This window comes from Arthrobacter glycogeni, from assembly GCF_054511155.1.
Window position 1 is genome coordinate 113,050 of sequence record NZ_JBTNDE010000007.1, and the last position, 21,201, is coordinate 134,250.

Consider the following 21,201-nt stretch of genomic DNA (forward strand, 5'->3'; position numbering starts at 1 on the left):
CTCGACCCGGCGCGTCGCAACCCGGGAGCACTTGCAGAACAGATCCGATTCGCCACTTCAGAGCACGACCTGGTCGCGTGAGCTAACCGTTATCCAACCGGCGGGTCCTGTGTGGTGTGGTCGTACCCGTCGCGGATCATCTTCTTGAGGACGTCCAGATCGATGTCGGCCAACTTGTTGACGTAGATGCAGGAGCTCCCGCGTTTATGTTTGCCGAGCCGGTCCAGCAACTCTTCTGAGGCTGGTCCGTCGGTGAGCCCGTACAGGACGAGATGCGCCGTGCGGGGTGAGAAGCCTACTGCTGCCGCATTCCCGTCGCGGCCCGACCCGTAGTGGTAGTGGTAGCTCCCGAAACCGATGATGGAGGGCCCCCACATTGCTGCTGGTTGACCAGTGATCTCAGCCATCATGCTCAGCAACACCTCAGCGTCTCTCCGGCGTACGGGGTGCGGCACCGCGGCAACAAAGTCGTTGGGATCGGATCCGGTGGGGGACAGAGCAGGCTCACTCATGGATCCAGTGTCCTCATTGCGGTGACCGGCTCACTCGACGCACAGGCAGAACGGATGGTTCGCCGGGTCGAGGAAGACGCGGAAGGTTGTGCCAGGCTGGACGTCGGCCCTCGTTCCGCCCAGACCGAGCACCACAGCCTCGCCTTCGTCGAGGTTTTCGACCATCAGGTCGAAGTGCATTTGTTGCGAGACCGCCTGATCTGGCCAGCGTGGCGGTTGGTAATTGTCCACCTGCTGGAAAGAAATGCAGTTACTGCCATCGTCGGGGCGGATGTCCGCCCACCCGTCGTTGGCGTCCACTGTCCACCGGAGTAGTGCTCCATAGAAGGTTGCGAGGATCGTAGCATCGGGACAGTCGATGACGACACTGGGGGAGCGTGCGATAGCCATGCCGGAAGCCTACTGCTGTTCCTTGCCCAAATGAAGGGGCAAGCGTCGCTACCACACTGCCAGAAGGTCAGGCGGCTGTCGGGGTGTTCCCCAACGCCTGAAGCGCGCGCCCCGAGGATCCGCCGAGGGCCCAATCCAAGGTTAGCTGCTCAATGTGCTTCAGCTGTTTGGGATCGAGGGGTCTAATGGCCGCATCGAGCTCGCCGAGGTCGAGATCCCGGACTACGTTGACGACGGTCGGTGCCACCCCAAGATAGTCGGCGGCCTGGGTGATTTTGGCCCGCATCGACGCGGACATGGCTGAGGCGCCGTCGTTTGCTGCCTTGATGATCCCGTCCAGGTCGACAAACTCCTGCAGCAGGCTGGCGGCCGTCTTGTCGCCGATCCCCGCGACGCCGGGCAGGCCGTCGGACGAGTCTCCGCGAAGGGCAGCAAAATCCGCGTACTGCCCGGGCAACACCCGGTATTTACTGACCACTGTGGCGTCGGTGAGAACCTCCAGCCGACTCATCCCACGGGCCGTGTAGATCACGCGCGCGCCCCGGCCGTCGTCGACAAGCTGGAACAGGTCCCGGTCGCCGGTCACAATATCGACGGGGCAGTCAGCCTGTGCGGCAAGACTGCCGATGACGTCGTCGGCCTCGTGCTCGGCCGCCCCGGCTACGGTGATCCCGAAGGCGGCCAGGATCTCACGGATCACCGGCACCTGGGCCACCAGCCCTTCCGGCATTTCCTCGACGTCGACGCCGCCGTCCACCGCACTGACCATCCGGTGCGCTTTGTAACTCGGGATCAGGTTGACGCGCCAGGCGGGACGCCAGTCGTCGTCCCAACACGCGACCAGATGGGTTGGCTGGTAGTCACTAACGAGCCGCGCGATCATGTCGAGCAGTCCGCGGACGGCATTCACCGGGGTGCCGTCGGGAGCCTTGAGGGAGTCAGGCAATCCGTAAAACGCACGGAAGTAGAGGGACGCGGTATCGAGGAGCATCAGTCGGTTAGCCACCCCGTGATCCTCTCACGGACGGGTATCGCTACTCCAGGCCTTCAGCGCATCCAGAACCAGGTCTAGCCTGACCTCGAGCTAGTCGCAGAAGTTGTCGCCGGATGTGAGCACGTGCCCAGTGGTGATAGCAGAGCGACAGGGCTTGATGCCCAACTCCTTCGCAAGCGATCGGGTGGCCACTGCTGCGATTCCCGCTCCACCAGCTAGATCGGGTCCATAGTGCAGCGACTCTATCGCATTTTCGTACATAGTACGATACGATCGTCGCAGCTAGCACGGAGAGTCATCTCCGTATCCCTTTGGGAAACGGATAGACCTCGGAATGGAGTCGGACATGGTGACCAGGGAGGAGCAACAGGATGGTACCCCGTCGGAGGGCGCGGCGATGCGGGCAGTAGTGCAGCGTAGGTATGGGACTGACTCGGTACTGACCCTCGGACAGGTGACCCGCCCCACACCGGCGCCTCATGAGGTTCTTGTGCGGGTGCATGCCGCCGGAGTGGACAGGGGAGCGTGGCACATCATGACCGGGAAGCCCTACCTGCTACGCCTCGTTTTCGGTTTACGGACGCCACGACAGCAAGTCCCCGGGCTGGAGTTGGCCGGGACCGTCACTGAGGTCGGCTCAGAGGTCAGCGGGTTCCAGCCCGGGGACGAGGTCTTCGGGTTCGGCGCCGGGGCGTTCGCCGAGTATGCGGTGGCCAGGGCAGACAAGCTCGCCCACAAGCCGCCCAGCCTTTCCTTTGAACGGGCAGCAGTAGTCCCGGTGTCTGCTGTGACGGCGCTGCAGGGGCTGAGGGAAATCGGCAGGCTGGTGCGGGGACAGTCAGTGCTGGTGATCGGAGCCTCAGGCGGAGTGGGCAGTTACGCCGTCCAGCTGGCAAAATACTTTGGCGCCGAAACAACCGGGGTGTGCAGTAGCGGCAAGGTGAATTTTGTCAGGTCCCTCGGGGCCGACCGCGTCATCGACTACACCACTGAGGACTTCGCCAGAGGTCCGCAGAAATACGATCTGATCCTCGACACCGGGGGCAGCTCCTCGCTGCGCCGGCTTCGCAGCGCACTCACGCCCACCGGGACGGCCGTCATCATCGGAGGTGAAGGGGGCGGCGACTGGATCGGAATCAGGCGGCAACTACTGGGGGTTGCCCTGTCGCCGTTCATCAGGCAGAACCTGAAAATGTTCGTCGCAAAGGAACGTGCGGTTGACCTGGAGCTCCTGGCTAGCCTGATCGAAGGGGGCGCCGTCACCCCGCAGGTGGGCGGAACGTACCCAGTGAGTCAAGTGCCCGAGGCTATGCGTCTGCTGGAGCAGGGGAAGGTCTCAGGAAAACTGGCGATCACCATGTAGCTGGGTCACGGTTCATCGGTGGTCTGGGAGTTTCGGCCGCCCGGGGTACGCCGGCGCATCATGCGCCGCGCAGGACCTGCCCAGGAAAGCAGAAGCAGGATAGTGAAGAAGTGGTTCGACAGGCCGCCGAGGAGATTCGCCGGAACCACTTGGGTAAGCAGGACAATGACCATGGCGGCGCCGAGCACAGTCTTCATAATTTTCAAAAGTCGAGGGTTAACTGGCCGCGGCCAAGCGTAATAGTCGACGGCGGGAGAATCGTCGTGGTTCGAAAATTCCATGGCGTACACCCCTTTCTACACCCAACAGAATACCCGAGCCTTTGTGTTGCGTGGCGCCGGCGCCAACCACCGGATGGCATCTGGTGTCGGGCGGGCACTGTCACACCGGATTATTGGCGTATTCTCATCTTGGATTATTGGGGCGCAGCTGTTCTTACGTAGAAGGAACTCAAATCATATGGTGGAGCAAGCTGCACGGACCCCTGGGCCCATCAACCGTCTTTTGAGGGCAATTATCCCTACAGTTGTGGTGCTGCTGGCGGTGGCTGGGTGTGGAGTGACGTCGCCCGCGGCAACGCCGTCTGTACTCAGCGAGGTGCGGGCCGCTGACGTCTCCCCCAAGGGGTCGGGGTGGCTGCACACGCAGGGTGGCACCATTCGCGATGCGGCCAACCAGCCCTATGTCATCAGGGCAGCCAACTGGTTTGGGCTCGAAACACCGGACTGCGTTCCGCATGGGCTGTGGACCATCAAACTCGATGATGGCCTGAAGCAGATTAGGTCGATGGGGTTCAACACCATCCGCCTACCCTTCTCCAACCAGTGCATCACCTCGGGGAAGGTCAGCTCGGACACCAACTTCTATGCCAACCCCGAGCTGTTGAATAAGAGCCCACAACAGGTCATGGACCTGTTTGTCGCCAAGTCCAGGGCCCTCGGACTTAATGTCATTCTCGACCGTCACCGGCCGTCATCCGACAGCCAGTCGGAGCTGTGGTACACCCCGCGGTACAGCGAAGCGACCTGGATTGCCGACTGGAAAAGGCTTGCCACCCGGTACAAGAACGAGCCAACAGTGATCGGCTTTGACCTCCATAACGAGCCGCATGGCGCAGCGCGGTGGGGTGGTTCCAACCCTGCCCATGACTGGCACGCCGCGGCTACCCGTGCAGGGAAGGCCGTCCAGTCGGTCAATCCCAGGCTCCTGATCATTGTTGAGGGCGTCGAAGCCCAGGGCAATGATTCGTGGACCTGGTGGGGCGGAGGGCTCGCCGATGTGGCAACGAAGCCGGTGAAGCTGACCGTCCCTCACCAGGTGGTGTATTCGCCCCACGATTACCCGGCATCGGTTTATCCACAGAAATGGTTCTCGGCGCCCAATTATCCTGCGAACCTGAATGGTATTTGGGATGCTAATTGGGGCTACATTTCCCGGCAGGGGATTGCGCCGGTGCTTGTCGGCGAATTCGGCTCGAAACTCGAAACCACGTCGGATAAGCAATGGATGAGCAAGCTCGTCAGCTACCTGGCGACGAATCAAACCAGTTTCGCCTACTGGTCCTTCAATCCCAACAGCTCAGACACCGGCGGACTGCTGAAATCCGACTGGCGCACCCCGGAAACCGCCAAACTCGCTGCCCTGAAGCCGATCCTGCGGCCCGTGGCACTGCCCGTGCCCACCGCGACGCCAGCGCCAACCACCAAACCGGTTCCTGTTCCAACACCAACACCGGCTCCGACACCCGTGCCAGGGGCCGGCTCAACAGCGGTCACCGCCCAGTGGTCGTTGCAGAGTTCCTGGAACGGCGGCTACGTCGCCAACATCGCGGTCAAGGCGGCGCGGGACGTAAGCACCTGGTCGGTGACGTTCACCGATCCCGAGGTCATCGGCATTGCCAACTCCTGGGGCATGAAGTGCACCTCGGTGCCGAAGAAGTCGGTCACCTGTGTCGGCTCCGACTGGACCCAGAGCCTGCAAAAGGGGCAGACGGCGACCATCGGTCTTCAGGTCAATGCGTCGAAGCCGCCCGTCAAGCCCATCGTCACGGTGACGGCGAAATAGCCCTAGCTGGGTGAGTGGCCGGCCCGGATGCTGTCAGTATCAGCGACCGGGCCGGCTTCGTCTTTGAGCGCCGACTGACGCAGTACCCGCCAGAAGAGATCGGCTTCGGGCGTGCGTTCGGCCCGGATTGTTGCACTGGCACGGAGCGTGTCGGCCCAGTGCTGCACCAGATCGTGATGGAACACGAACTCTTCCAGGGCATTTCGATCGGGCAACTGTAGGCCCGCGGTCTGCTGACCCTTCGGCAACAGCTCGATGGCCGCGATGATCGATTCTAGGGTACGCCGCGCCGTTTCCGGTCCGCGGGTCTGTTCAGGAATCTGGCCCAGCTCTTTGGCTGAGGCGATCTCCGAGCGCAGGGACTGGGTGTAAGCGGCCCAGGAACGTGCATGGTCGGTGTGGACAACCAGGGTGCCCAGCGCTCCGGCGCCGAGGGTCTTGTCGAAGATGACGAACCCGCCCCGGCCATTGTGCTTCGCCGAGTACATCGCCTGGTCGGCCTCCTGGAGAAGGACCCCGCCCAGGATATGAGGAATGCTGACGGCGATACCAATGCTGACGCTCATGTGCAGGCGAATCCCGAGCAACTCAACCGGTGGCCTCACAGCGGCGAGGATGCGCTGAGCCATCGCCGCGCCCTCGTCGCTACCTGTCCCGGGAAGCAGGAGGGTGAACTCGTCGCCGCCGTAGCGGGCCGCGGTGTCACCGGCCCTGATACAGGACTCAAGGCGGCGCGCCAGCTCGACCAGCAGGGCATCGCCCGCGGCGTGGCCATACGAATCATTGACCGGTTTAAAGCCGTCAATATCGACGGCGAGCACCATGACCGGCGCACCGGTCCGTTGGCCGATGCTGAGGGCTTGCGCCAGGCGGTCGTGCAACAGGGTCCGGTTGGCAAGGCCCGTCAGGGGGTCATGGAGAGCTTGGGACGCCAGCCGGTCGAGGAGCGTATTCTCCTCACGGCGGGCACGCTCATGGATGGTCCAATGAACAATGCTCGTCGCGCACATCGCCAAGAACAGGGTGCTGTGGATCAGCGACCAAATAAGTGGTTGCTCGTGTGCCGCGCCGTGGTTGTAGACGGTGGTCGGCATGCTGACACCCAGTAACACGTGATGACCCAGCACCAGGAACGAGGCAGTGGCCAGCGGGGCCCAATCCTCGTACAGCGCAACCACGGGCACCAGGATGAAGAATAGAAAGTGTGCCTCGATGGTGCCGCTGATCTGCACCACCATGGCGGCAATCACCATCAGGGAAGCCGAGCTGAGCGACGCGCTGAAGCGCCTCCCCACGGGGGCTTTCCATGCCAGAAGTGCGACGACGGCTGGAGCGGCGCCCTGCACCAATGCCAGCCAGACCGGGGTCTGCTGGGTGAGGGAAAAGAGGCTAACTATCCCGGCCGAGACCACTGCAAAGAGAAGGATGAGCCGGTGGCGGAGGTGCCAGGCAGGATCAGGGAGTCTCGAACCGCGCGGAAAAGCCCCGAGAACAGCTCTCACCCGCTGGGATACCACCAGAATGCCCTCGAATCAGTCCAGGAACGCGCTTCGCGTCCGCGCCACGATCAATGTGGCATCCTAACGGTAGCCCCAATCCGACCGGAAACCGTCTACCTCACTCGATCTAACGTAAAAATTGTGGTGAAGTGGAGAGCGATACCCACGCCCACATGAACGACCCGGCAATGACGACGGCGAAGAGCGCAAGCCAGACGGGGGAAGGGATACCGGTGCTGCCGTACAACAGGTAGGCGTCGGATGTCTGCAGTTCCCGGCGGCGTCGCAGATGCACCGACGTGACCTTACCCAGATCCCTGATCGAGCCGACCAGCAGCGCCATTCCGAGCGCCACTACAACATGGCCGACTAACTGCTCCGGCAATGCCACCACCAGGATCAGCGAGACACCGGTGGTGACCAGCAGGATCAGCAGCCCACCGCCGTTACGGATGAACAGAAACGCGGCCAGCAGGATCAACGCACCAACTGAGAGTGCCGCAGGTCCCCACCCGTTGATCCCGGCCCACGCCAGCGTCGCCCCGAACACGGCCGGGGTGGGGTACCCCCAGAAACCCGCCCAGGCGGAGCGCCACCCAGGTCGTCCCATCGTCGTCGTCGTACCCGCATGATCCATCGTCAGGGTGATGCCCTTCAGTACCCGACCCGTCATGAGCGCCGCGAAGGCGTGCCCCAGTTCGTGGACGAGGGTGGTGAACAAGCCGAAATACCGCCAGATCGAGCGGGGGAGCGAGAGCGCTCCAGCGGCAAGCACCATGATGGTCAGTTCAATGAAGGCGATGTCCGGAGGGGTAGCCCGGGCGAACACGTCCAGGATCCGGGTCCACCACGTCTCGATCATGCCCCCACCCTACTGAACCGCCCCGGGCGCGCCGGCGTGAAAGACTGATCCCATGTCATCGAGCACCCGACCAAGTCAGCCAGAGGCCCACCGCGACAGAGTCAAGGAACGCACCCATGTCGGGATGCGCATCGACGACGCCTGGCATTCAGTCCAGACCAATCTGGCCCTCAAGCGAGGCCATGTGGAGACGATCATCCCCTACACCGGCTACGGGTCGGGCACGTGGATCCGTGTCCTGGCACGCGTGGTGCTCGCTAATCCAGACGAGATGACGCCGATCAGTGGTGGTGAAGTGCTCAAGACCATCAAGGAAGGCATCCGCGGCTGGCGCAACTTCACCAGTGCCCCGGTGCGGCACGCGAAGGTCACCGTGGAGGTCGACGGCGAAACTCACGAGGTCACCGCCGACCGGGGCGGCATCATCGATGCACGGATCGACGCCCATCTTGCGCCGGGGTGGCACACCATTGCATTGCGCTCGGCCGATGGCACTATTGCGGAGTCGCCAGTGCGGGTCGTCGAGGACGGCACGACCTTCGGTGTTGTGTCGGATATTGATGACACAGTGATGGTCACGGCCCTGCCACGGCCCTTTCTTGCCGCGTGGAATACTTTCGTTCTCGATGAGCATGCGCGCGCTGCCACGCCGGGAATGGCAGTGCTGCTGGAGCGAATCACCCGGCAGGTGCCCGGCGCCCCGGTGCTTTACCTCTCCACTGGTGCCTGGAATGTCGCCCCGGCGCTCACCAGGTTCCTCTCACGGAACCTGTACCCGGCGGGCCCGAAACTCCTCACCGACTGGGGCCCCACCCCGGACCGGTGGTTCCGTAGTGGGCCCGAGCATAAGCGAAGCTCGCTGAAACGGCTGGCCGCAGAGTTCCCCGATATCAAGTGGCTGCTGATCGGCGACAACGGACAGCATGATGAAGAGATCTACGCCGATTTCGCGGAGCACTACCCGCAGAACGTGCGGGCTATCGCGATCCGCCAGCTCACCATCAGCGAGGCTGTTCTGGCCGGTGGCCGGTCCAAAGCCAAACCGTCGTCTCGCACACCCGCCATCGAATGGGTCTACGCGCCCGACGGCGCCGGAATGTCAGCGCAGCTGGCGGAACTGGGAATTATTGACCGCTCTTTTCAGGGGCCGGCAGAGTAGTTCTGTCCTGGTCCTGAGGGCCCGCGTCGGCGCGAATGGTCAGCAGGATGCGGCGCAGCGCCATGCCCAGCGCCGCCGTCGCCTCGATCCGTTCGTCGGATGAGACACGTTTGACCTGCCGCATCAGGTCCTCCACGGCGGCTTCCGCCTTAATCATTGACGGTCCGGTGGTGTCCCAGTCCTGAACTGCCGAGGCCGTGAGGGTCGCGGCAGTTGCGAGAGGCGGTCCGAGAGGTTCGGGCAGCGGAGTGCTGTCCGGTGAACGCCAGATGACGTCAGATAACAGCTCGGTCATGTCTTCGACATAGAACGTGATTCGCTCCATCGACTGCAGGGAGTGGAAATCGGCAGCGAGGTCCCGTTTGTGGCGGTATTGCCGGAGATTGCCGTGGCGGCTGGAGTCCGCCAGCTGAACCGCCGTGCGCACCTCCCTACTAAACGTGGTGAGCTTGTTCTGCCGGTCCGCCCAATCCTTGTGCTCGGGCGGCCAGTGTTCCTCAAGGGCTGCACCCATATCCCGCAACTGCAGGGCAAGCGCGGACCTGAGGCTGTCGAGTCCGGCGACCACTCCGTTGAGGTGCAGGGGAGGGGCTATCAGCATGTTGACCACCAGCCCCACGGTGACTCCCACCAGCATCTGCAGCAGGTACCCGAACGAATACCCGTCTGGGTCGTCGCCGCCCAGCAGGAGCACAAACAGTCCGGCAATGGGAATCCAGTCCCGCCCTGCGCCGATGCGCGGCAGGCCGGCTGCCAGTACGCCGATGCCCACCACCAGGGCCACCGAAAGCACCGAGCGGTCCCCCAAAAAAATGACGGGAAACGCCAGGGCGAACCCGATGGCCAGCCCTGCCAGGGTCTGGATCCCCTGCCGGGCGGAGCCAGCGATGGTCGGATACATGCACGCCACCGCGCCGAGGGGCGCGTAATACGGGTACTCGGAGGCGACGCCCGGAACCTGCAGGGCGATCAGCCAGGCAATCGACGCGGCAAGCGCAGACTTGGCCGCAAGGATCAGCCGCTTGTGTCGGACCAGTCCGCCCATGCCGGTCAGCAAGCGGGCGCCTGAGAGGTTTTTCAGCATGCTTATTATTGTCCCAGCATTCGGGCGGGTAGGAAATCTGGGGAAAGATACTTGATGGTGCGGGATGGACGGCGTAGCGTAGCCATCAAGTTACTTCAGTAACGGGTCAGCGACTCTCCAGCGGAGAGTGTGGGTGCCCCCATGTGGGCCTGACATTTGTTCGCAGGAGTTCCAGAGCGGCCCGGCCGCGCTGTGCCGGGACTCGGAGCTGCGTTCCTTCTGTTTATCTCACCCAACGGAGCGATCACGCCCCGACGGTGACCTAACGACTGGACACAAATGTCTTTGCCTCTCCCGCCCCCACCCAGCTACCCGGCGCTGTCCTACGAACTCTTCCCGCCCCAATCCGCCCAGGCGGAAAACGGCCTGTGGCGGACCATTCGCGCACTCGAGGACACCCGCCCCGACTTCGTGTCGGTCACCTACGGTGCCTCAGGGTCGAACCGCGACACCGCCGTCGGCCTCCTCAAACGACTCCTCGACGAGACCTCCCTCAAGCCCCTCGCCCACCTGACCTGCGTCGGAAATTCGCGGACCTACCTGATGGAATTGGTCGACGAGCTGATCTCCAGCGGTGTGCGGGGCATCCTCGCCCTCCGGGGGGATCAACCCCGCGACAGCACGCTTCCCGAGGGCGAACTGCAGTACGCCAACGAACTGGTGGAGCTGATCCGGCAAGTTGAACGGCTCAGGACAGCACAGCTATGCGCGGGGAAGGTGGCGGTGGGAGTGGCAGCGTATTCCACCAAGCATCCTGAGTCGCCGAGCCTTGAGCATGACATCGAGGTGCTCCTCGCCAAGCAGGCGGCCGGCGCCGACTTCGCCATCACCCAGGTCTACTTCGCTCCCGAGCAGTACAGCAGGCTCCTGCGGACCGCGCGCCGGGCTGGAGTGGAAATTCCCATCATCCCCGGCGTCATCCCGTTCACCAGTGTGCGCCGACTGGAGCGCCTGAGCGAGCTCGCCGGCGTCGAGATCGACGCGTCGCTGGTGGATCGCCTCAGGAACGCCGACGACGACGCCGGCCGCCGGCGCATCGGTGTGCGGGCCACCGTCAACCTGGCACACGCGGCGCTGGACGACGGCGCCCCGGGCATCCACATCTACACCTTCAACGAACACGCGGCAGCACTGGACGTCCTGGATCGGCTGGAGCTCAGCCGTCCGCCAGCGGTCGGCCTCAGCCAATCCGCCTGATCCATTCCCCCTTTCGAAGGACCCACCACCATGAGCAGTGAATTCCCCGCAGCCACCATTATCGGCTACCCCCGCATTGGCCCACGCCGCGAACTGAAGAAGGCCGTTGAGTCCTACTGGGCCGGCACGAGCACCGCCGCGGATCTTGAGCGCATCACCCGCGAGCTCCGCCTGGCCAGCTACACCCGGCTCGCCGCGCTCGGCCTGGGCAAGGCCACCTCAGCGATCCCAGCCTCGTTTTCCCTTTACGACCAGGTACTCGACACCGCTGTCACCTTCGGCGCGGTGCCAGCCCGGTTCCAGGACCTGTCCGACGATAGCGGCCGGCTGGGGCTGGACGCCTACTTCACCCTGGCCCGCGGCGACACCGGGCGGCAGCCCCTGGAGATGACCAAGTGGTTTGACACCAACTACCACTACCTGGTTCCCGAGATCGGCCCGGACACGCCGTTCATGCTCGCCAACGACTGGACGCTCCGGCAGGTGACCGAAGCCGCAGCTCAGGGGATCACGGTTCGTCCGACCCTGATCGGCCCGGTTACCTTCCTGCTGCTGAGCAAAGCAGCCGATGAGGCGCCGACCGGGTTCAACCCGCTGAGCCGCCTCGATGACCTGCTGCCGCTCTACGCTGAGCTCCTAGGCCAGCTGTCAGCCGCCGGAGCGGAGTGGGTACAGCTTGAAGAGCCGGCCCTCGTGGTGGACCAGACGGTCTCCGTCGCCGATGTGGCCAGAGCAGTGGACAGCGCCTACCGGTTCATCACGGCGGTCACCGAGCGGCCCGCGGTGCTGGTCACCACGCAGTACGGCTCACCCGGGCCTTTGCTGCCGGTACTGGTCGCCACCGGCCTGGACGCCCTGCATCTGGACCTTTTCAAGGGGGAACTTCCCGCCGCAGCTGACCTTGCCGGCCTGGGTACCACCACTCTGGTGGCGGGAGTGGTGGACGGGCACAACATCTGGAAGACGGATCTGGCCGCCGCCGCCGGTACGCTCGCCGCCCTCAGCGGGATGACGGCGCGGGTGAGCGTGGCAACGTCGACGTCGCTGCAGCACGTGCCGCACGACGTCGACGACGAACCGCAGCTGGACCCCGAGCTGCGGTCCTGGCTGGCCTTCGCCGACCAGAAGGTGGCCGAGGTGGTCACCCTGTCCCGGTTGGTCGACGGGTCACCCGCCGGATTGATCGACGCGGAGGTCTCGACCGCTTCGGCGATCCTGACATCCCGGGCCGGGGCCACGGGAGTGCACCGCCCCGAGGTACGGGATCGCCTGGGTGCGCTGACGCCGTCGGACTTCACCCGCGCCACCTATCAGGAACGGGTCGCGGCGCAGGAGACCGCCCTACGGCTGCCGGTGCTTCCCACCACTACCATCGGGTCGTTTCCCCAGACCGCCGAGGTACGGTCAGCCCGCGCCCGCTTCCACCGGGGGGACCTGACAGCCGCGCAGTACAGGCTGTTGATGCGCGAGGAAATCGCGCGGGTCATTGCACTGCAGGAGGAGCTCGGGTTGGACGTCCTGGTGCATGGCGAGCCGGAACGCAACGACATGGTGCAGTACTTCGCCGAAAACCTCGACGGGTTCGAGGTGACCGTGCACGGGTGGGTGCAGTCCTACGGGTCGCGGTGCACGCGGCCGTCGATCCTGTGGGGGGACGTCAGCCGTCCGCAGGCCATCACCGTGCAGTGGGCCGACTACGCTCAATCCCTCACCGGGAAGCCGGTCAAAGGGATGCTCACCGGACCGGTCACCATCCTGGCCTGGTCCTTCGTCAGGGACGACCAGCCGCTGGGGGAGACCGCCAACCAGGTGGCGCTCGCACTCCGCGATGAGGTGGCCGATCTGGAGAGCGCAGGGATTCGCATCATCCAGGTCGATGAACCGGCCTTGCGCGAGCTGCTGCCGCTACGCAAGGCGTTGCAACCCGACTACCTGGCCTGGTCGGTGAACTCTTTCCGGCTGGCGACGTCGGGCGCCGCACCAGCAACCCAGATTCATACCCACCTGTGCTACTCGGAATTTGGTGCCGTCATCGACGCCATCGATGGACTGGACGCCGATGTCACGTCGATTGAAGCGGCGCGCTCGCGGATGGAAGTGGTCACTGATCTTCAGGCGCAGGGCTTCGGCCGGGGAGTGGGCCCCGGGGTATACGACATCCATTCGCCCCGGATCCCTACTGAGCACGAGGTGGCCGAATTGGTGCAGAAGGCGGTCCGGCACGTTCCGGCCCGGCAGGTGTGGGTGAACCCCGACTGTGGGCTGAAGACCCGCGGCTACGCGGAGACTACCGAGTCGCTGCGCAATCTGGTGAATGCCGCCGCCCGGGTGCGGGCACAGCTCTAACGGCGGATCGGTTCGATGCTCTGCGCCTTGAGGATCCCAGCCAGCTGGTCCATGAAGAGCTGCACCCTGGTGGTTTGCTTGTCGTTGATCTGGAGGGCGAAGATGCTACGCGCCAGGCGAATCTCGGGCACGTCGAGTGCCACCACCCCGGCCGGGCCGTGAGTCATGGCCAGGTCGGGGACCAGGGCGGCACCCAACCCGGCAGCGGCCATGGCGAGGCTGGCATGGAAGTCGTCGCAGTACGCCACCACCCGGGGATGCAGGTTGCAGCTGGCGAACAGGCGTTCGATCACTGTGGCATCGGAGGTCCCCGGGTGGTGCATGATCCACGGCATGTCGGAGAGCTGGTCGGCGCTGACCGCGGCTCCCGGCCGGATCCCCCACGCGGCCGGGAGTACCACCCGGAAATTGTCGTCCCCAATCCACTGACGGCTGACCGATGACGGCCAGGCGAGACCGCCCTGGCCGACCTGGAACACCAGGGCCAAATCCAGTTCACCGCCGGTCCGCAGCCCCTGGATGGTCTGGCCGGGTTCCGCCACATACACCTTCAGGCTGATCCCCAGCCGCCGCCATTCGGGGGTGCCGAGCAACCGGGGAAGGGCATAGGTCGCCAGGCTCGGAAAAATTCCCAGCCGCAGCTCCTGGGTGGACTCGGCCTCGGCCCGCGCCGTGGACGCCAGCAACGCGTCGATGTCGGTGAGCACCTTCGCCGCATGACGTGACATGACGACTGCCGCCTCGGTGGGTACAGCGCTGCGTGCCGACCTCTCGAAGAGGGTGGCTCCGGTATCCCGCTCCAGCGCCGACATCTGTTGTGACACCGCCGACGCCGTGTAACCCAGCCGGGACGCCGCCGCAGTGAAGGAGCCCAGACGGATCACCTCGAGGAGGGTGCGCAAATGTACTGGGTTGACCACCGGCAATCCTTTCGTCAGTTGAAGCCTCAATCATGCCTTTTGGCCCGATCCGTTGCACCAATCCGGGAATCGTCCGTCTCCGAACTCTTACCAAACTATATTTACAACAGGCGTTTTCCTTCTGGGAGGCCTGTGGTGACGAGTTAGCCCGGTCAGATCGGTTCGGGCGGCGGTGTCACTCAACCCACGCGGAGGAGCGCAGATGACCGAGCAGCAGCATGACACTGACCCACTGGTGGCCGGTTGGGGCGAGACCCTTCCCCGGCGCCGGGTCGCCGTCGTCGGCAGTGGTGTTGCCGGGCTGACAGCAGCCTACGTGCTGAGCCGTCACCATGCGGTCACGTTGTACGAGGCCGACCACCGCGCGGGCGGCCACGCCCACACCCACCAGATGCCCATGGCCGACGGCACCACGTCGGGAGTGGACACCGGGTTCATTGTCCACAATGACAAGACGTACCCAACACTGCTGCGGCTCTTCGGCGAATTGGGTGTCCCCACCCAGGACTCGGACATGACCATGTCCGTGCGGTGCGACGGCTGCGGCCTCGAATATGCGGGCGCCAAGGGGCGGCGCGGGGTCTTCGCCCAGCCGGGGGTGCTCCGGCGCGGGAGGTACCTCAGGATGCTGCTCGAGGTACTCCGCTTCCAGCGTGATGCCCGGGCCCTGCTCAAGGAAACCGGCGGGTACGACGGCGCGGCCGAGGCTACGACCGCCGGCGACGGCATGACCCTGGGGGAGTTCCTCGCCAAGGGCCAGTTCAGCCAGTACTTCATCTCTCACTTCATGACCCCGGTGGTGTCCGCCGTCTGGTCCTGCGACCCGGCGACGGCGTTGACCTACCCGGCGCGGTACCTCTTCACGTTCATGTCCCACCACGGGATGCTCACCATCAAGGGCTCACCGCAGTGGCGCACCGTCACCGGTGGTTCGGGGGAGTACGTCAGCCGGGTGCTTGAACACCTCGACGACGTGAGGCTCGGCGCACCAGTGACCCAGGTGCTCAAGGTGGGTGACGGCGTCGTCGTCACCGTTGATGGAGCGTCAGAGACCTACGACGCGGCCGTCATCGCCACCCACCCGCACCAGGCGCTCGCCATGCTGGGCGACGCCGGGCCGTTGGAGGCCGCGGTGCTCGGTGACATGCCGTACTCCATCAACCACACCCTGTTCCACACCGACGAATCGGTGTTGCCGCGCGCCGACGCCGCACGATCCTCCTGGAATTACCGGTTGCCGTCCTGTGAGGCGAGCCCCGACCGGGTGCTGGTGACCTACGACCTCACCCGGCTGCAGCGGCTCGAAGGGCGCACCGACCACCGCTTCCTGGTGAGCCTCGGTGAGGGCGACGAGGTTGCGCCGTCGGCTGTGCTGCGCACCATGACCTACGAGCACCCTCAGTACACGCCGTCGTCGCTCGCCGCGCAGCGTCGTCTCGCCGGGCTCAGCGACGACCGTATTGCGTTCGCGGGGGCCTATCACGGCTGGGGGTTCCACGAGGATGGGGCGCTGTCCGGACTGCGCGCGGCGGAGCGGTTGGGCGGCTCCTGGGACGCCGAGCCCCTCGACGCAGCGCTGGTGGATGCCCCATCATGACCGCTGCCCTGTACCCCACGACCATCCGGCATGTGCGCCGGACGCCACTGCGTAACGAGTTCACCTACCGCAGCTACAGCTGGTTCGTTGACCTCGATGACCTGCCGCAGCTCCCACGGCTGCTCAGACCGTTCGCCGTGTTCGCCGCGGCCGACCACCTGGGCGATCCGGAGCGCTCCATCCGTGCCAACGTCGCCGCCTATCTTGCGGCCCAGGGGATCGACGACGACGGCGGCCGGGTGACCATGCTGGCCAGCGGGCGGGTGCTCGGTCACGTGTTCAACCCGCTCAGCCTGTTCTGGTGCCACCGCGTCGACGGATCGCTGGCCGCCGTCGTCGCCGAGGTGCACAACACTTACGGGGAACGGCACTGCTACCTGCTGGACCCCGATCAGTCGGGCCGGGCGGAGACGGAAAAGGCGTTCTATGTGTCGCCGTTTAACGACGTCTCGGGAAATTATGAGATGCGCGTCCCGGAGCCTGACGAGCGCCTCAAGATCGCTATCACCCTCCACCGGGAGGACCAGTCCCCTTTCATTGCAACGATGGCGGCGCAGCAGCGGCTGCCAGCGACCACCCGCAATGTTGTCCGCATGATCACCGCTATCCCTGTTGCACCACTCCGCGCGGCTGCGCAGATCCGGTGGCAGGGAGTTAAACTCTGGATGCGTCGCTTGCCAGTCCGCACCCGTCCGCACCATGAATCACAGGAGGCAGTTCGATGAGTACCCTTGTCCGTTCCGAGGAAGACGTAGATCCGGAGTATTGGCCCGGTATCGCCAACGTACCGTCGGGCCCGAGGAACAAGGTCGCTGCTGCCCTCGCGGAGAAGATCTTCGCGGCGGCGGTCAATCGCCTGCAGTTGCGGGTGGTGTACGACGACGGCACAGTCCTCGGCGCACCCGGCGGCGGACCCCGCCCCGAAATGCGGATTCACCGGCCCGTCGACTTTTTCGCCCGGCTCGGTGACAACGGGCTGATCGGTCTCGGTGAGGCCTACATGGCGCAGGACTGGACGGCGTCGGACCTCACCGACGTGATGCAGGTGTTCGCCGCGCAGGCGGCCCACCTGGTGCCGGTGCCGTTGCAGAAGCTCCGTGGGCTGTACCTGCCCAAGCCGCCCCGCAAGGAGCGCAACACCAAGGTCAACACCCGGTCCAACATCGCCCGGCACTACGACCTCTCAAATGATCTGTTCAAACTGTTCCTCGACGACACCATGTCCTACTCCAGCGCGTTGTTCGACGCCAACGGGCCGCAGTTGCTCGATGCCCGGTGGGATGAGCTTCCCGAAGCCCAGCAGCGCAAGGTTGACCGCCTGCTGGATCAGGCCGACGTCGGCGTGGGCACCCGGGTGCTTGAGATCGGCACCGGCTGGGGCGAACTCGCGATTCGTGCGGCACGTCGTGGCGCCACGGTGGTGTCGGTCACCCTGTCGAGTGAGCAGAAGGAGCTGGCCGAGCGGCGCATCGCCGAGGCTGGTCTGTCGGATCAGATCACCGTCGAGCTGAAGGATTACCGCGCCGTCGAGGGCCAGTTCGATGCCATTGTGTCGGTGGAAATGATCGAGGCCGTCGGCTACGAGTACTGGGGGGTGTACTTCCAGACCATTGACCGGCTACTGGCGCCCGACGGTCGGGTGGCCATCCAGGCGATCACCATGCCCCACGAGCGGATGATGGTGACCCGCCGGTCCTACACCTGGATCCACAAGTACATTTTCCCGGGCGGGTTCATCCCTTCGGTGCGGGCGATCGAGGACATCACCGACCGCTACACCAGCCTGCGGGTCCGGGAGCGGCTGTCGATGGGTGACCACTACGCGCAGACTTTGCGCCTGTGGGAGGAACGTTTCCTCGCCCACACCGACGATGTGTCGGCGCTGGGCTTCGACCAGGTCTTCCAGCGGATGTGGCAGTTCTACCTGTGCTATTCGAGGGCCGGCTTCCAGTCCGGGTACCTCGATGTGCAGCAGCTCATCTTTGACCGCCGGCCGTAACCATCAGGAGCATTCCTTTGACGCACCCAGAATCCACACTCCAGGCCGCCAGCATCGATAGGGGTATTGCCGGCAAGCTGGCGCGCATCCTCGAACCCATCGTGGGCGGCGAACTGCCCGTTCACCTGCGCGCCTGGGACGGCAGCACGGCCGGGCCGTCTGATCAGCCCGAGGTGCAGATCAACAGCGCCAACGCGCTGCGTCGGCTGCTCTGGAGCCCGGGGGAGTTGGGCGCATCGCAGGCGTATGTCACCGGCGAGATCGACGTGCCCGGCTCGCTCGAGGCTGCGCTGACCCATGTGTGGAGCGTTGTGGCGATGCGGGGTCTGACGATGCCCAAGCTCACCCCCACCCTCGTACTGCAGCTGACCAAGCTGGCCCGCGAGCTGGGGGTTTTTGGGACGCCGCTGCCCGCACCGGCGTCGCAGGCAAAAATCAAGGGCAGGCTGCATAGCCTGCTTCGCGACCGTGAGGCAATCAGTCACCACTACGACCTGTCCAACGCGTTCTACCAGTTGATCCTCGACGACCACATGGCGTACTCCTGCGGCTACTGGCTGTCCGACGATCAGGACTACAGCCTGGAGGACGCCCAGCGGGACAAGCTGGACCAGGTCTGCCGCAAGATCGGCCTGGACACGATGCCAGGCCAGCGGTTCCTCGATGTCGGCTGTGGGTGGGGCTCGCTAAGCCTGTTCGCTGCCGAGCACTTCGGGGCGAAGGTCACCGGCGTGACCATCTCCAGAAAGCAGAAGGCATTTATTGACGAGCGCATCACAGAGCGTGGGCTGCAGGACCGGGTGGAAATTCGGTTGCAGGACTACCGCGACGTCCGCGATGGACCGTACGACGCCGTCGCCTCCCTGGAAATGGGGGAGCACGTCGGGGAAGAGAACTACGGTACCTACACCTCCACCCTGTTCCGTAATGTGCGGCCGGGCGGCAAGGTGCTGATTCAGCAAATGTCGCGGCATGGGAAGCATCCGGGTGGCGGACCGTTCATCGAATCCTTCATCGCCCCCGACATGCATATGCGGGCGGTGGGAGACACGGTCAACCTGATCGAGAACGCCGGCTTCGAAATTCTCGGCGTCGAGGCAATGCGGGAGCACTACGTTCGCACCATCGATGCCTGGCATGACCGCTTTGACGCCAACTGGGACAAGGCAGTCGACATGATGGGCGAGGAAGTGGCCCGCGTCTGGCGCCTCTACCTGGTCGGCGCGATGATGACCTTCCGCGACGGGCGCATGGGAGTGGACCAGATTCTGTCCCAGAAGCCGCTCGGCTAGGTTTCTTCGGGCTCGCGTTCGTGGGCTCGGTCCCTTGGGCTGGGAATCCCTGGCTCGGACTCTCCGGCTCCCGGTCCCGTGGGCGAGGCATTTCTGCGGGGTTTGAATGTCTTGCGCAGGTCTGGTGGGTGCGCGGCGGTCGCACCCGCCAGGGCTGCGCTTTTGTTTTGTCTGTGGGTGGTCTCACTCGCCAGTACTGCGAAGTTGTTCGGTGACGGCGGTGGGGAGGGTGCCGATGGCGGCCACGGCGTTGGCCGGTGGCTGTGACGGCGTTGGCCGGTGGCGACGGCGTTGGAACGACGAGGGCGGCCCAGCGGCCATGGCGGCCCCGCCCCACCTGCGGCGACCGACTTCCTCATTGGCGTCGGCTCAGCTATCCGGCGAGCTCCGGTTGATCCGTGGGGCTGATCGCTCTGGTGTCTGCCTCATGTGTGCAGGTGTGGTGGGTGCGGCGTCGCCGTTTTGGGCTCCCTCCAGTCTTTTGCGCAGCTCTGGTGGGTGCGGGGCGGTCGCACCCACGAGAGCTGCGCTTTAGTTTTGTCTGTGGGCGGTCCCACTCGCCAGTACTGCGCAGTTGTTCGGTGACGGCGGTGGGGAGGGTGCCGATGGCTGCGTTGGCCGGTGGCGGTGGGGGCGAGGGAACGACGACGGTGGCCCAGTGGCCACGGCGGCCCCGCCCCACCTGCGGCGACCGACTTCCTCATTGGCGTCGGCTCGCGGCTATGGGCATTCGCCACCAAGCACTGCGGGTTACCGACACTTAGCCCACGGAACCGCGACACGCCGATGACACGCGACACAGAGGTATTTTTCCTGTGTGCAAGTACTCCACAGGGGTGTGGATGACGCGCACGGATTGGCCGGTTTCCGCGCGTTTTCGAGGGGTTCGCTTGTGGATTATCTGTGGACTAACTCACCGATGAATGACATACTTGTAATACATCATCTTGGGGTCGCATCCATCGGTTTGCACTAGATGTAGTATTTATATATCGAACCGCTGGCAAGGTAGGCATAGGCGGAGCAGCCCGGAACACCACCGGACAGCCCGCTTTTTGAAGCCCTCCAATTCCTGAATATGCGTCGATTACAAGCTAAGAATTACAAGGGGAGAGGGACTATGACCGTCACGGTTTACACCAAGCCAGCATGCGTACAGTGCAACGCCACCTACCGGGCCTTGGACAAGAAGGGCATCACCTACCAAAGTGTGGATATCTCACAGGATCCAGCTGCTTTGGAGCGGGTCCGTGCGCTGGGCTACATGCAGGCCCCAGTTGTCATCACCGAACAGGACCACTGGTCGGGGTTCCGCCCAGACAAGATCAACGAACTGGCCGAACTGAGCCATGCATCGGTCAGCTCGGTCGCCTGATCTGAGAGGAAACGGATCTCTCCTCGACCAGATGGCCAGCGAGCCGTCGTCGGGAAGCATCCACCCGGACATGACCCTCACAGCAGTGGACACCTCACCAACCGCACCGGTTCCTGGCGAACCGGGCGGAGTGACCAATGCCCGGCTGATCTATTTCTCGTCGTCCTCGGATAACACCCACCGGTTCGTGCAGAAGCTGGACGCAGCAATGGATGTGGAGTCTGCGCGAATGCCGCTGCTGACACGGAATCCGACGCTCAAAGCACTACGGCCGTTTGTGCTGGTCCTCCCCACTTATGGAGGCGTCTCCGGACGGGGTGCAGTACCTAAACAGGTGATCAAGTTCCTCAACGACGAGGGAAACAGATCATTGATCCGGGGCGTCGTCGGCGCCGGGAACACCAACTTCGGGGAAACCTACTGCCTGGCGGCGGACATCATCGCCGCCAAATGTGGGGTACCCGTTCTATACAGATTTGAACTGATGGGAACGTCCGAGGACGTTGACCGCGTAGCCCAAGGATTGGAAGCGTTTTGGATATGACTGT

Annotated in this window: 19 protein-coding genes; 11 read left to right on the forward strand and 8 right to left on the reverse strand. The window is 64.3% G+C overall.

Annotation, left to right across the window (positions count from 1 at the left end; genetic code table 11):
* Positions 1-89 precede the first annotated feature (89 nt).
* The 3 genes from ACX80O_RS06870 to ACX80O_RS06880 form a co-directional block, all read right to left on the reverse strand.
* Positions 90-512 (reverse strand): DUF1801 domain-containing protein, encoded by a 423-nt coding sequence (locus ACX80O_RS06870; RefSeq protein WP_459308838.1) that lies wholly within the window; start codon positions 510-512, stop codon positions 90-92.
* Positions 513-542: 30 nt separating this feature from the next.
* The gene (locus ACX80O_RS06875; RefSeq protein ID WP_459332964.1) at positions 543-902 is read right to left on the reverse strand and encodes a VOC family protein; all 360 of its coding nucleotides are present in this window, start codon (positions 900-902) and stop codon (positions 543-545) included.
* 67 nt (positions 903-969) lie between these two features.
* Entirely contained in the window at positions 970-1,908 is a 939-nt protein-coding gene (locus ACX80O_RS06880; protein ID WP_459332965.1) for a 5'-3' exonuclease, read from the reverse strand.
* Positions 1,909-2,242: 334 nt separating this feature from the next.
* On the opposite strand from ACX80O_RS06880, the gene ACX80O_RS06885 reads away from it, so the two are divergent.
* Positions 2,243-3,259, forward strand: a complete 1,017-nt coding sequence (locus ACX80O_RS06885) for an NAD(P)-dependent alcohol dehydrogenase (protein ID WP_459332966.1) — start codon at positions 2,243-2,245, stop codon at positions 3,257-3,259.
* Between the two features lie 5 nt (positions 3,260-3,264).
* On the opposite strand, the gene ACX80O_RS06890 is transcribed toward ACX80O_RS06885, so the two are convergent.
* Positions 3,265-3,540, reverse strand: a complete 276-nt coding sequence (locus tag ACX80O_RS06890; protein WP_459332967.1) for a hypothetical protein — start codon at positions 3,538-3,540, stop codon at positions 3,265-3,267.
* A 178-nt stretch (positions 3,541-3,718) separates the two neighbouring features.
* On the opposite strand from ACX80O_RS06890, the gene ACX80O_RS06895 reads away from it, so the two are divergent.
* Positions 3,719-5,323, forward strand: coding sequence for a cellulase family glycosylhydrolase (locus tag ACX80O_RS06895; RefSeq protein ID WP_459332968.1), 1,605 nt, complete (start codon positions 3,719-3,721; stop codon positions 5,321-5,323).
* Between the two features lie 2 nt (positions 5,324-5,325).
* On the opposite strand, the gene ACX80O_RS06900 is transcribed toward ACX80O_RS06895, so the two are convergent.
* A complete protein-coding gene (locus ACX80O_RS06900) occupies positions 5,326-6,825 on the reverse strand; it encodes a diguanylate cyclase domain-containing protein (protein ID WP_459332969.1) in 1,500 nt (499 codons plus the stop codon).
* A 124-nt stretch (positions 6,826-6,949) separates the two neighbouring features.
* Positions 6,950-7,684: a M50 family metallopeptidase gene (locus ACX80O_RS06905; protein WP_459332970.1), complete on the reverse strand. Its 735-nt coding sequence runs from the start codon at positions 7,682-7,684 to the stop codon at positions 6,950-6,952.
* 52 nt (positions 7,685-7,736) lie between these two features.
* On the opposite strand from ACX80O_RS06905, the gene ACX80O_RS06910 reads away from it, so the two are divergent.
* Positions 7,737-8,843 (forward strand): App1 family protein phosphatidate phosphatase, encoded by a 1,107-nt coding sequence (locus ACX80O_RS06910; protein ID WP_459308826.1) that lies wholly within the window; start codon positions 7,737-7,739, stop codon positions 8,841-8,843.
* Here the strand turns inward: ACX80O_RS06910 and ACX80O_RS06915 are convergent.
* Complete coding sequence (locus tag ACX80O_RS06915; RefSeq protein WP_459332971.1) at positions 8,809-9,927, reverse strand: FUSC family protein; 1,119 nt, start codon at positions 9,925-9,927, stop codon at positions 8,809-8,811. The genes ACX80O_RS06910 and ACX80O_RS06915 overlap by 35 nt on opposite strands.
* A gap of 279 nt (positions 9,928-10,206) precedes the next feature.
* Here ACX80O_RS06915 and ACX80O_RS06920 point away from each other — a divergent pair, with 279 nt between their 5' ends.
* Positions 10,207-11,124, forward strand: coding sequence for a methylenetetrahydrofolate reductase (locus ACX80O_RS06920; RefSeq protein ID WP_459308824.1), 918 nt, complete (start codon positions 10,207-10,209; stop codon positions 11,122-11,124).
* A 30-nt stretch (positions 11,125-11,154) separates the two neighbouring features.
* Positions 11,155-13,470, forward strand: a complete 2,316-nt coding sequence (metE, locus tag ACX80O_RS06925; protein ID WP_459332972.1) for a 5-methyltetrahydropteroyltriglutamate--homocysteine S-methyltransferase — start codon at positions 11,155-11,157, stop codon at positions 13,468-13,470.
* On the opposite strand, the gene ACX80O_RS06930 is transcribed toward metE, so the two are convergent.
* The gene (locus tag ACX80O_RS06930; protein ID WP_459308821.1) at positions 13,467-14,390 is read right to left on the reverse strand and encodes a LysR family transcriptional regulator; all 924 of its coding nucleotides are present in this window, start codon (positions 14,388-14,390) and stop codon (positions 13,467-13,469) included. The genes metE and ACX80O_RS06930 overlap by 4 nt on opposite strands.
* 202 nt (positions 14,391-14,592) lie before the next feature.
* On the opposite strand from ACX80O_RS06930, the gene ACX80O_RS06935 reads away from it, so the two are divergent.
* The 6 genes from ACX80O_RS06935 (at position 14,593) to nrdI (ending at position 21,197) form a co-directional block, all read left to right on the forward strand.
* The gene (locus tag ACX80O_RS06935) at positions 14,593-15,987 is read left to right on the forward strand and encodes an NAD(P)/FAD-dependent oxidoreductase (protein WP_459332973.1); all 1,395 of its coding nucleotides are present in this window, start codon (positions 14,593-14,595) and stop codon (positions 15,985-15,987) included.
* Positions 15,984-16,712, forward strand: coding sequence for a DUF1365 domain-containing protein (locus ACX80O_RS06940; protein ID WP_459308817.1), 729 nt, complete (start codon positions 15,984-15,986; stop codon positions 16,710-16,712). The genes ACX80O_RS06935 and ACX80O_RS06940 overlap by 4 nt, the downstream gene beginning before the upstream one ends.
* Positions 16,709-17,986 carry a class I SAM-dependent methyltransferase gene (locus tag ACX80O_RS06945; protein ID WP_459308815.1) on the forward strand — a complete coding sequence of 426 codons (1,278 nt, stop codon included), beginning with the start codon at positions 16,709-16,711 and terminating at the stop codon, positions 17,984-17,986. The genes ACX80O_RS06940 and ACX80O_RS06945 overlap by 4 nt, the downstream gene beginning before the upstream one ends.
* 17 nt (positions 17,987-18,003) lie before the next feature.
* Positions 18,004-19,278, forward strand: coding sequence for a class I SAM-dependent methyltransferase (locus ACX80O_RS06950; RefSeq protein WP_459332974.1), 1,275 nt, complete (start codon positions 18,004-18,006; stop codon positions 19,276-19,278).
* A gap of 1,120 nt (positions 19,279-20,398) precedes the next feature.
* Positions 20,399-20,653: a glutaredoxin-like protein NrdH gene (gene nrdH / locus ACX80O_RS06955; protein ID WP_459332975.1), complete on the forward strand. Its 255-nt coding sequence runs from the start codon at positions 20,399-20,401 to the stop codon at positions 20,651-20,653.
* Between the two features lie 31 nt (positions 20,654-20,684).
* The gene (nrdI, locus tag ACX80O_RS06960; protein ID WP_459332976.1) at positions 20,685-21,197 is read left to right on the forward strand and encodes a class Ib ribonucleoside-diphosphate reductase assembly flavoprotein NrdI; all 513 of its coding nucleotides are present in this window, start codon (positions 20,685-20,687) and stop codon (positions 21,195-21,197) included.
* Positions 21,198-21,201: the final 4 nt, after the last annotated feature.

Excerpts from the sequence above, each read along its gene's own strand:
- ACX80O_RS06945 (WP_459308815.1), top strand. The coding sequence starts at position 16,709 with ATGAGTACCCTTGTCCGTTCCGAGGAAGACGTAGATCCGGAGTATTGG.
- metE (WP_459332972.1), top strand. The coding sequence starts at position 11,155 with ATGAGCAGTGAATTCCCCGCAGCCACCATTATCGGCTACCCCCGCATT.
- ACX80O_RS06920 (WP_459308824.1), top strand. The coding sequence starts at position 10,207 with ATGTCTTTGCCTCTCCCGCCCCCACCCAGCTACCCGGCGCTGTCCTAC.
- ACX80O_RS06940 (WP_459308817.1), top strand. The coding sequence starts at position 15,984 with ATGACCGCTGCCCTGTACCCCACGACCATCCGGCATGTGCGCCGGACG.
- ACX80O_RS06885 (WP_459332966.1), top strand. The coding sequence starts at position 2,243 with ATGGTGACCAGGGAGGAGCAACAGGATGGTACCCCGTCGGAGGGCGCG.
- ACX80O_RS06905 (WP_459332970.1), bottom strand. The coding sequence starts at position 7,684 with ATGATCGAGACGTGGTGGACCCGGATCCTGGACGTGTTCGCCCGGGCT.
- nrdH (WP_459332975.1), top strand. The coding sequence starts at position 20,399 with ATGACCGTCACGGTTTACACCAAGCCAGCATGCGTACAGTGCAACGCC.
- nrdI (WP_459332976.1), top strand. The coding sequence starts at position 20,685 with ATGGCCAGCGAGCCGTCGTCGGGAAGCATCCACCCGGACATGACCCTC.
- ACX80O_RS06895 (WP_459332968.1), top strand. The coding sequence starts at position 3,719 with ATGGTGGAGCAAGCTGCACGGACCCCTGGGCCCATCAACCGTCTTTTG.
- ACX80O_RS06915 (WP_459332971.1), bottom strand. The coding sequence starts at position 9,927 with ATGCTGAAAAACCTCTCAGGCGCCCGCTTGCTGACCGGCATGGGCGGA.
- ACX80O_RS06875 (WP_459332964.1), bottom strand. The coding sequence starts at position 902 with ATGGCTATCGCACGCTCCCCCAGTGTCGTCATCGACTGTCCCGATGCT.
- ACX80O_RS06935 (WP_459332973.1), top strand. The coding sequence starts at position 14,593 with ATGACCGAGCAGCAGCATGACACTGACCCACTGGTGGCCGGTTGGGGC.
- ACX80O_RS06910 (WP_459308826.1), top strand. The coding sequence starts at position 7,737 with ATGTCATCGAGCACCCGACCAAGTCAGCCAGAGGCCCACCGCGACAGA.
- ACX80O_RS06890 (WP_459332967.1), bottom strand. The coding sequence starts at position 3,540 with ATGGAATTTTCGAACCACGACGATTCTCCCGCCGTCGACTATTACGCT.
- ACX80O_RS06870 (WP_459308838.1), bottom strand. The coding sequence starts at position 512 with ATGAGTGAGCCTGCTCTGTCCCCCACCGGATCCGATCCCAACGACTTT.